8 protein-coding genes are annotated in these 9,781 nt (G+C 68.5%); 3 read left to right on the top strand and 5 right to left on the bottom strand.

Annotated elements, in window-relative coordinates:
- Positions 1 to 5: 5 nt before the first annotated feature.
- The 3 genes from HLH27_RS04365 to gmk form a co-directional block, all read right to left on the bottom strand.
- Complete coding sequence (locus tag HLH27_RS04365; protein WP_182948082.1) at positions 6 to 173, bottom strand: hypothetical protein; 168 nt, start codon at positions 171 to 173, stop codon at positions 6 to 8.
- A gap of 52 nt (positions 174 to 225) precedes the next feature.
- Positions 226 to 1,749 (bottom strand): replicative DNA helicase, encoded by a 1,524-nt coding sequence (locus tag HLH27_RS04370; RefSeq protein WP_408870786.1) that lies wholly within the window; start codon positions 1,747 to 1,749, stop codon positions 226 to 228.
- A 137-nt stretch (positions 1,750 to 1,886) separates the two neighbouring features.
- Positions 1,887 to 2,549, bottom strand: a complete 663-nt coding sequence (gene gmk, locus HLH27_RS04375; RefSeq protein WP_182948085.1) for a guanylate kinase — start codon at positions 2,547 to 2,549, stop codon at positions 1,887 to 1,889.
- A gap of 102 nt (positions 2,550 to 2,651) precedes the next feature.
- Between gmk and HLH27_RS04380 the strand changes: the two genes are divergently transcribed.
- From HLH27_RS04380 to HLH27_RS04390, 3 genes are all read left to right on the top strand, one after another.
- On the top strand, positions 2,652 to 3,470 hold the full coding sequence (locus tag HLH27_RS04380; RefSeq protein ID WP_182948087.1) for an SDR family NAD(P)-dependent oxidoreductase: 819 nt from the start codon (positions 2,652 to 2,654) through the stop codon (positions 3,468 to 3,470).
- A gap of 90 nt (positions 3,471 to 3,560) precedes the next feature.
- Positions 3,561 to 4,904 (top strand): purine-cytosine permease family protein, encoded by a 1,344-nt coding sequence (locus tag HLH27_RS04385; protein ID WP_246375424.1) that lies wholly within the window; start codon positions 3,561 to 3,563, stop codon positions 4,902 to 4,904.
- A gap of 37 nt (positions 4,905 to 4,941) precedes the next feature.
- Positions 4,942 to 8,265: an efflux RND transporter permease subunit gene (locus HLH27_RS04390; protein WP_182948089.1), complete on the top strand. Its 3,324-nt coding sequence runs from the start codon at positions 4,942 to 4,944 to the stop codon at positions 8,263 to 8,265.
- 148 nt (positions 8,266 to 8,413) lie between these two features.
- On the opposite strand, the gene HLH27_RS04395 is transcribed toward HLH27_RS04390, so the two are convergent.
- Together HLH27_RS04395 and HLH27_RS04400 are read right to left on the bottom strand one after the other, a co-directional pair.
- On the bottom strand, positions 8,414 to 9,412 hold the full coding sequence (locus tag HLH27_RS04395; RefSeq protein WP_182948091.1) for a glycosyltransferase: 999 nt from the start codon (positions 9,410 to 9,412) through the stop codon (positions 8,414 to 8,416).
- Positions 9,413 to 9,423: 11 nt separating this feature from the next.
- The coding region (locus HLH27_RS04400; protein WP_246375426.1) for a sugar phosphate nucleotidyltransferase at positions 9,424 to 9,781 on the bottom strand (358 nt) is incomplete at its 5' end.

Raw genomic sequence — 9,781 nt, forward strand, 5'->3', positions numbered from 1 at the left:
CGCCTTCAGTGCCTGTCGGCCAAGGCGAGCGTGAGGCCGAAGCCCATGAAGATGCCGCCGCTCAGGCGGTCGAGCCTGCCGATGACGGCAGGGCGCGAGAGAATGTGGCGGAACGGAACCGTCAGCGCGACCGGCAGCGAAAACCATGCCAGGGGCATGGTGACGGTTCGCACGAGGGTTCCGGTGGGTTTTGGCTTGCGAATATTGGGGTGTGGAACCTGATGGTTACGAAGGCGGGTATCCGCCCTCGTGGACCAGGTCCAGGTCGCCGAAGCGGGTGAATTCGCCCTCGAAGAACAGGTGCACGGTGCCGGTGGGGCCGTGACGCTGCTTTTCCAGGATCAGTTCGGCCCGGTTGTGCGCGAGGTCCATCTTGCGCTGCCAGTCTTCCAGCGCCGTCTGGTATTTCTCGGTCGAATCGTAAGCGGTTTCCTTGGGCTGGCGCTGTTGCAGGTAATACTGGTCGCGATAGACGAACATCACCGCGTCGGCGTCCTGTTCGATCGAGCCGGATTCTCGCAGGTCCGACAGCATCGGCCGCTTGTCCTCGCGGCTTTCGACTTGGCGCGAGAGCTGGGACAGGGCGATGACCGGCACGCTCAGTTCCTTGGCGATCGCCTTCAGTCCCTGGGTGATCATGGAAATTTCCAGCACCCGGCTTTCGGGCCGCGTGCCCACCGACGGGCGCATCAGTTGCAGGTAGTCGACCACCACCAGGCTCAGCCCCTTGGTGCGGGCCAGCCGGCGGCAGCGCGTGCGCATTGCCGACAGCGAGATGGCGGGCGTGTCGTCGATATGCAGCGGCAACTGCGCCAGTTCGCGCGTGACCTGGACGAAGCGGTCGAATTCCCTCTGCCCGATCTCGCCCCGGCGGATGCGTTCGCCCGACACGCTGGCCTGTTCCGACAGGATACGGGTGGCCAGCTGCTCGGCCGACATTTCCAGCGAGAAGATCGCCACCGACCCCTTGGCCTGGGTACCCGGGGGGGCGTCCAGGGCCTCGCGCATCAGGGCGCGGGCGGCGCTGAAGGCGATCTTGGTGGCCAGGGCCGTCTTGCCCATGGCGGGGCGGCCGGCCAGGATCAGCAGGTCGGACGGGTGGAGGCCGCCGGTCTTCTTGTCCAGGTCGCGCAAGCCGGTCGTCAGGCCCACCACGTCGCCGGTGCGGTGGAAGGCTTTCTCCGCCACGTCCAGCGCGTCGGCCAGGGCGCGGTCGAAGCTGGTGAAGCCGCCATCCTGCCCCTTGTCGGTGGCCAGGCGGAACAGGGCCTCTTCGCCCGCCGCGATCTGGTCGACGCCGTCCAGTTCCGGACGGGCGCCGAAGGCGTTGTTGACCACGTCCTCGCCGATTTCGATCAGCTGGCGGCGCACCCAGGCATCGTGGATCACCCGGCCGTAATCGCCGGCATTGATGATGCCGACCATCGCCGTGAGCAGGCGGGCCAGGTAGGCCATGCCGCCGACCGGCTCCAGCACGCCGGAATGTTCGAACTCGCCGCGCAGGGTGACCGGGTCGGCCAGTTGCCCGGCCTCGATCCGCCGGGCGATGGCGTCGTAGATCCGGCCGTTTACCGCGTCGGCGAAATGCGCGCCGGTCAGGAAGTCCGATACCCGTTCGTAGGCGCGGTTATTGGTCAGCAGCGCGCCCAGCAGGGCCTGTTCCGCCTGCATGTTGGCGGGGGGCTGGCGCTGGGTCAGGCCCAGCAGGGAGCCGTCCCTGGTCTGGGAATCGGCCTGGGGTGTATCGATCTGGTTCACCGTCTCATCCTAGCAGACCGTGGGGCAACGACACAGGGGCCAGTCGGTGCCGTGATGCCCGCGACGCATGGCAGGGCCGGGCTGGAAACGCGCGCCGGATCGCGATCGGTGCGCGTGTCCGGCCGGGATCAGGCGTCGAATCCGGCGATGAAGCCGGGCAGGCCCTTCTGGCGGGCCGTCTGGAGGCGGGCCGCCACCAGAATCGACCGGGCCTCGGCAATCGCCTGGTCCAGGTCGGAATTGACGATGACGTGGTCGAATTCCTGCCAGTGGGCGATTTCGTCGCGGGCCGCCGTCATGCGGCGGGCGATTTCCTCGGCATGGTCGGATGCGCGGCCGCGCAGGCGGCGTTCCAGTTCCGCCAGCGAGGGGGGGAGGACGAACAGGCTGATCACGTCGTGGGGCAGCGCCGTGCGGATCTGGCGATGGCCCTGCCAGTCGATATCGAAGACCATGTCGCGCCCTTCGGCCAGGGCGGCCTCGACCGGGCCGCGCGGGGTGCCGTAGCCCCGGCCGAACACGGTGGCCCATTCCAGCAGCTCGCCGGTCGCCGCCATCTGCTCGAACTGTTCCATGGTGCGGAAATGGTAATGCACGCCGTCGGTCTCGCCCGGGCGGGGCTGGCGGGTGGTGACCGATACCGAGTGCAGCAACTGGGGCTCGGCCGCGCGCAGGGCGTTGGCGATGGTCGATTTTCCCGCGCCCGAGGGGGCCGAGATCACCAGGCAGACGCCGCGTCGCGCCACCTGCGGCCGGGCGGACGGGCCATGTCGTTCCCTGCTGGGCGTCATCGTCGGCATTTCCCTCTCGATCCTGGTCCGTTCCCGTAGCGTTCCGCGCCGCCCCGGCACGGATTTGCGGTCTTTTATCAGGCAGTCTCTATTCTGGCGAATATGAAACGGGACATGATTCTGATCACCGGCGCTTCGTCGGGCATCGGGCGGGCAATCGCCCTGCATCTGGCGGCCCCCGGGGTCGTACTGCATCTGGGAGGCCGGGATCCGGCGCGGCTGGAGGCTTCGGCGCAAGCGTGTGTCGCGCGGGGGGCGCGGGTGTCGACCCGGCGCCAGGACGTGCGGGACGCGGAAGGCATGGCGGCCTGGGTCGGGGGGGCCGGTCCGCTGGACCTGGTGTTTGCCTGCGCCGGGATCACGGCCTCGACCGCGTGCCGTGAGGCCGGGGCGCCGCGGGAGGATGCGGGGCAGGTGCGGCGGGTGCTGGATGTGAACCTGGGGGGCGTGGTCAACACCGTGCTGCCTGCTCTGGACGTGATGGGCGGGCAGGCGCGGGACGGGCGGGGGGTGCGGGGGCGGATCTGCGCCATTGCCTCGGTCGCCGGGCTGGTCGCGTTTCCCGGCACGCCGTCCTATTGCGCGTCGAAGGCGGCGGTGGACCGGTTCATGGTCGCGACGGGGGGCAATACGGCGCGGGACGGCATTCTGCTGTCCAGCGTCTGCTGCGGCTTTGTCCGCACGCCGATGGTGGCGGCCAATAATTTTCCCATGCCCGGGCTGACCGAGGTCGATGCCGCCGCCGCCGCGATCCTGCGCGGAGTCGCGGCCGGGCGGCGGCGGATCGTCTTTCCGTGGTGGCTGGTGGCGGGGTCGCGGCTGATGGACCTGCTGCCCCCGCGCTGGGCCGAACTCTACTACGACCGGCAGCCGGCCGGCCGTGCCGGATCGATGCCCGAGACAGGCGGCATGTCGTCCTGAAACGGCCCTTGCGGGACGGCTTGCCAGCGGGGTGGGTTCACGCCACGATCGCTTCGGCTTCATCATGATCAGGGGTCCGGGCTGTTGCCGATGTCCTTTCTGCGTCCGCCTGCCATGGAGGAGCTTGGCGCCGCCGCCGTGTCGCGCCCGGTTGCCGCCGAGCGCAAGACCATGGCCATCGACCGCGTGTTCTGGAGCCATTTTTCGCCCAACCTGGGGCCCGGCGGCTGGGTGACGGGGGCGCTGCTGGTCTCGCTGGGGCTGGATTTTCGCTTCGGGCTGCTGGCGATCGTGATCGGCAATGTGGTGGGGGCGCTGCCGGTGGCGCTGGCCGCCGCGATCGGGCCGCCCACGGGGCTGACGCAGATGGAGGCCTCGCGTCGGGCGCTGGGGCGGCTGGGTGTGCGGCCGCCGGCCTTTCTCAACTGGATCTATTGCGTCGGCTGGGATGCGGTGAACAACGTGCCCGCCGCCACCGCGCTGATCGCGTTCCTGTCGATCGTCGCCGGGGGAGCGCCGCCCTTCTGGCTGGCGCTGGGGGTGCTGGCCGCGGCGCAGATGGTGGCCAGCATCTATGGCCACGACATGGTGCAGGCATTGCAGAAATATCTGGGTGCCGCGCTGCTGGCGGCCTTTGCGGTCATCGGGCTGCAATCGGTCCGGCACGGGGTGGCGCTGCCGCATGTGGCGCACGCGCCCTCGGTGGCGACCATGCTGCTGGCGGTGGCGATCCTGGCCAGTTTCAACCTGTCCTGGGCGTCCTATTCCTCGGATTATACGCGCTACCTGCCGGCCGATACCGCGCCGGGGCGGGTGGTGTGGCTGGCTCTGGCCGGGCTGCTGGGGTCGGCCGTGCCGTTCCAGATCCTGGGCCTGCTGACGGCTGCCAGCATTGCCGAGCCGTCGCCGACGGCGGTGATCGCGAGCCTGCAGCATGCGGCGGGGCCGCTGGGGCCGATGGTGCTGGCCGTCATTGCCCTGTCGTCGATCACCGGCAATGCCTTCAACGACAATACCGCCAGCTACAGCCTGATTTCGGCCGGCGTGCATATTCCCCGCGTGCTGGCCGCGATCGTGACCGCGCTGCTGGGCTATGGGCTGGCGGTGGCCGGCGCCGGGCGGTACGCGGCGCTGTACACGGACTATCTGGTGGTGACGATGTACTGGATCGCGCCGTGGATCGGCATCGTGCTGGCGGACTGGTATTTCGGCGACCGGACGGTGCATCCGGTCCCTTCGGGCTGGACGCGGGGGGCGACGATCTTCATGATCGTTTCGGTGGTGACCATTTTGCTCTTCTCGACCAGCCAGATCTATACCGGACCCGTCGCCCGATGGCTGGGGGGCGCGGATATCGGCTATTATGTCGGATTCTTCGTCGCGGCGCTGTGGTACGGCCGGGGTGGGGCGCGCCCGCGCGGGATGGAAAGCTGATGCACCGGCCGCTGTCATCCGCTATGCGCATTCCCGTATGAACCCTTGCCGTCCTTTTATTCTGCGCCCGGTGACGACGACGCTGATTGCGATCGCGCTGGTGCTTGCGGGCCTGTTCGCCTACCGCGCGCTGCCGGTCGGGGACCTGCCGAACATTTCGGTCCCGGTCATCTATGTCGTGGCCACCCAGCCCGGGGCTTCGCCGCAGCAGATGGCGACCTCGGTCACCACGCCGCTGGAGCGGCGGCTGGGCCAGATTTCCGGCATCAGCTCGATCGAATCGGATTCGACCGACAGCACCGCCTTCATCCTGCTGACCTTCGACGACAGCCGCAACATCGACGGTGCGGCCAATGACGTGCAGGCGGCGCTGCGTGCGGCGACGCAGGACATGCCCACCACCCTGCAGATGGTGCCGCAATACTGGAAGGCCAATCCGGCCGACAATCCGATCATGATCATGGCGCTGACGTCGGACAGCCGGCCGATGGCCGAGCTGTACGACGTGATGAAGACGCATCTGCAGCCCATGCTGTCGCAGATCAAGGGCGTGGGCTGGATCGAGATCGCCGGCAGTTCGGCGCCCGCCGTGCGGGTGGAGATGAACCCCTATCCGCTGTTCAAATACGGGATCGGCTTCGAGGATATCCGCTCGGCCCTGGCTTCGGCCAATGCCAACACGCCCAAGGGCTATGTCGATGTCGGGCCGCAGCGCTACACGATCGCGACCAACGACCAGGCGCGGCATGCGGCGGAATATCGCGACCTGATCGTGGGCTACCGGTCGGGGCGGCCGGTGCGGCTGGCCGATGTCGCCTCGGTCGTCGACGGGGTGGAGGATGAGCGGCAGACGGGCTATTTCAGCGGGCATCGGGCGGTCATGGCCGTGGTCCGGCCGCAGCCCGGCGCCAATGTCATCCATGTGATGGATGAGATCCGGGCCCGGATCCCGAGCATGCAGGCGGCCCTGCCCTCTGGCGTGACGCTGACGCCGGGCATGGACCGGTCGATTACCATCCGCGCCTCGCTGGCCGATACGCAGCTTACGCTGCTGATTTCGGTGCTGCTGGTGGTGGGGGTGGTGCTGGTATTCCTGCGGGCGCCGCGCTCGACCCTGATCCCGGCGGTGACGGTGCCGATCTCGCTGGCCGGGACGCTGTCGGTGATGTACCTGCTGGGCTTTTCGCTGGATACGCTGTCGCTGATGGCGCTGACGATCGCGACCGGGTTCGTGGTCGATGACGCGATCGTGGTGGTGGAGAACATCGCCCGCCACATGGAAGACGGGATGTCGCGCCGCGAGGCCGCCCTGCTGGGCTCGGGCGAGATTGCCTTTACCGTGCTGTCGATCACCATCGCCCTGGTCGCGGTATTTCTGCCGTTGCTGCTGATGCCGGGGACGCCGGGCAAGATCTTCTTCGAATTCGCCATGACGCTGGCCACCGCCGTCACGGTTTCGCTGTTCCTGTCGGTGACGCTGACGCCGATGATGTGCGGGCTGCTGCTGGACGTGGCGCACGGTGCGCCGCTGCCCCCCGGTGCCTCGGCGGCACGGCGGGGGCTGCGGCGGCTGTCGGACGGGATCGAGGCGGTGTTCGAAGGGGTCCTGAACGCCTATGTCCGCTCGCTGGATCGGGCGCTGCGTCACCGGTGGCTGATCCTGGCCACCCTGCCGCTGAGCCTGGTGGCGACGGTGGGCATTATCGTCGTGATGCCCAAGAACATCATCCCCAAGGAGGATGTCGCGCTGATCGTCGGCTATTTCCGGGGCGACGAATCCGGGTCGTTCCAGAAGATGGACCAGAAGATCCGCGCCGTCAGTGCCGCGATGATGGCGGACAAGGATACGGAATCGGTCGCCGCGTTCTCGGGCGATACGCGGGTCGAGGGCCAGGCCTTTGCCCAGATGGTCGGCAAGCACGAGCGCGGCGACGGGCCGGACGAGATGATCGCCCGCGTCCGCGAGCGGCTGAAGGGGCTGGCGGGGGTCAGGCTGTCGCTGTTCTCGGCCGGGGATGTCAATGGTGGGGGCGGCCGCCAGCAGCAGGGGGCCTATCGCTATGTGCTGCGCAGCGACAATGCCGAGCTGATCTATGAATGGACGCCGCGTATCGTCGAGGCCCTGAAGGGCAGCAAGGTGATGACCGACATCACCACCAACCTGACCGACCATGCGGTCGCCACGCATGTCGACATCGCCCGCGATACCGCAGCGCGCTATCTGGTGACGCCGCAGCTGATCAGCCAGGCGCTGTTCGATGCCTATGGCCAGCGCAGTGCCTCGAACATTTCCACCCCGCTGGCCACCTATCATGTGGTCATGGAAGTCGCGCCGCCCTATCGGCAGTCGCCCGACATCATGGAGGCGTTCCGGGTTTCGACCTCGGGCGGGACCGCCGGGGGCGGTACGGCCTCCAACACCGTGCGCGTGCCCACGCCCGATACCGGCGGGGCCTCGCAGGCCACGGCGCTGAGCCAGCAATCGTTCCGCAATGCCATTGCCAACCGTCTGGCGGGCGGTGCCGGGGCATCGAGCGGGTCGGCCGTGTCGTCCAGCGTCGAGACGATGGTGCCGCTGCCGGTGGTGGCCGCGATTGCCGAGCGCCCGACCTCGATTTCGGTCGGGCATCGGGACGGGTTCGTCTCGGGGGCCATTTCCTTCAACCTGGCCAAGGGGCGGTCGCTGGACGAAGCCACGGCGGAAATTCGGGCCGCGATGGTGCGGGTGCATGTGCCGGGCTCGATCCAGGGCGGCTTTACCGGGCAGGCGGAACAGTTCCAGACGGCGCTGATCAACGAATTGCTGGTGTTCCTGGCCGCGCTGGCGACGATGTATGTCACGTTGGGCATCCTGTACGAAAGCTATGTGCATCCGCTGACCATTCTTTCCACCCTGCCGTCGGCGGCGGTGGGGGCGGTGCTGGCGCTGTGGATCACGGGTGAGGAATTCTCGCTGATCGCGATGATCGGCGTGATCCTGCTGGTGGGCATCGTGAAGAAGAACGCGATCCTGATGGTGGATTTCGCGCTGCATGCCGAACGCGACGGCAGCATGTCGCCCGAGGAGGCGATCCGCGAGGCCTGCGCCAAGCGCTTCCGCCCGATCCTGATGACGACGCTGGCCGCTGCCTTCGGCGCGGTACCGCTGATCCTCAGCGGCGGGTACGGGATCGAGCTGCGCCGCCCGCTGGGCATTGCGGTGGTCGGGGGGTTGCTGATGAGCCAGCTTCTGACGCTGTACACCACGCCGGTTGTCTATCTGCTGCTGGAGCGCATTCGGTCATGGGTGTCGCGGCAGGCCTCGCGCCGCTGGCGGGGGTCGATCCGGCCCGCGGATATGCGGGATCGGCCGGTGGCGTAGGGCGCTTTGGATATCGGTTTGCCGGAAGGTGATGTGTGGTGGAGGTCTGCCAAGGGCGTTGCCCTTGACCCACCAAAGGGCAACGCCCTTTGGAAACCCATTCGTTATCAGATTTCTGGGGTGAGCCTTTCCTTGAGGCGGGGTGGGATTAGCCGGCCACGAACCGCAGGCGGAAGAGCAGGTTTTCCGCCGGCCGGTGGCGCTGGAGGCCGCTCATTGTCCTGAGCAGTCGCAGGCGGTCGCGGCGGCGGCCGTTCAGGGCCGCGTCGATGCGGGCCAGGTCGCTGCGGGCCGTGGCGGACAAGACGCCGTCAAGGGCCAGCAACTGGCGGACATTCTGCTGGAAGGTCCTCATGAAGCGATCGGGGCCGCGATGCAGCCCGCGGAGCGTGGCCTCGACAGTGCCGGGATGGCGGCGATGCAGGATCGTCGGGTGCGGGTCGACCCGCACCGTGCCGCCGGCGGCCAGGACCAGCAGGCAGGCCCACCAGTCATGGGCGACGGGCGCGGCCGGCGGGGTGCGGGATGCGGCCAGGGCGCGGGCCGCGTCGTTCATCATCACGGTGCATCCGTTGGCCGTGTTCTGCGTGAGGGCTGCCAGCAGGCTGGGCCGTTCGGCCTGGGCCGGGGACAGGCCGAGGGGGCGCAGGGACGAATCCACCAGGATCTGCCGGCTGCAATAGAGCGCGGGGCCGTCGGTACCCGTGTCGGCCAGGCTGGCCAGGCCGCGTGCGAGCTTGTCGGGCAGCCAGACATCGTCCTGCTCGGCGAAGGCTATGGTCGATGCCGGCGGGGCCGCGCGCAGGAGCCTCTGGTAGGAGGCGGTAATGCCCAGGTGCCGGCCGCCCGGATCGATTTCACGGCAGCGACCGGCACCCGGGCCGCTCTGGAATGCGTGCATGATGGCCGGGGAGCCGTCCGTCGATCCGTCGTCGCGCCACAGGATGATCCATTGCATCCAGTCCTGCGCCAGGATCGAATCCAGCTGGGCCGGGAGCCAGGGGGCGCCGTTGAAGGTCGAGAGCAGGATCGCGACCCGTGGCGCGCGGCGCGCGGGGTTGGGTGCTGCCTGCCAGGACGGCGCCGCCTCCGGTCGGCTGCTGGGCCAGGAGGAATGGACATCGGGGGAAGGGGGCAGGATGTCCATCGGTCGCGGGCCTATGCCGGGATCGGCACGGGGGCCGAGGGCTGGGCCGTCTCGGCCACATCGTGCAGGTGGCGGCCGAGGTCGGTCTTGAGGACGCTCCGTGCGATCTCGCGCAGCTGGGCGGCGTCGATGAAGCCCATGCGGAAGGCCACCTCGGCCGGCGAGCCGACCAGCATGCCCTGCCGGGACTGGATGGTCTGCACGAACATCCCGGCCTGGAGCAGGGCCTCGGGGATTCCGGCATCGAGCCACGCGCAGCCCCGGCCCAGTCTTTCGACCTGGAGCGAGCCTTCCTCGAGATAGATCCGGTTCAGGTCCGTGATCTCCAACTCGCCCCGGGGCGAGGGGCGGATCTGGCGGGCGAACTGG

The organism is Gluconacetobacter takamatsuzukensis (assembly GCF_014174275.1).
GTDB lineage: Bacteria > Pseudomonadota > Alphaproteobacteria > Acetobacterales > Acetobacteraceae > Gluconacetobacter > Gluconacetobacter takamatsuzukensis.

What these genes read in the sequence shown, in the direction of transcription:
- HLH27_RS04385 (WP_246375424.1), top strand. Translation starts at nt 3,561, where the DNA reads ATGTCCTTTCTGCGTCCGCCTGCCATGGAGGAGCTTGGCGCCGCCGCC.
- gmk (WP_182948085.1), bottom strand. Translation starts at nt 2,549, where the DNA reads ATGACGCCCAGCAGGGAACGACATGGCCCGTCCGCCCGGCCGCAGGTG.
- HLH27_RS04395 (WP_182948091.1), bottom strand. Translation starts at nt 9,412, where the DNA reads ATGGACATCCTGCCCCCTTCCCCCGATGTCCATTCCTCCTGGCCCAGC.
- HLH27_RS04390 (WP_182948089.1), top strand. Translation starts at nt 4,942, where the DNA reads ATGAACCCTTGCCGTCCTTTTATTCTGCGCCCGGTGACGACGACGCTG.
- HLH27_RS04380 (WP_182948087.1), top strand. Translation starts at nt 2,652, where the DNA reads ATGAAACGGGACATGATTCTGATCACCGGCGCTTCGTCGGGCATCGGG.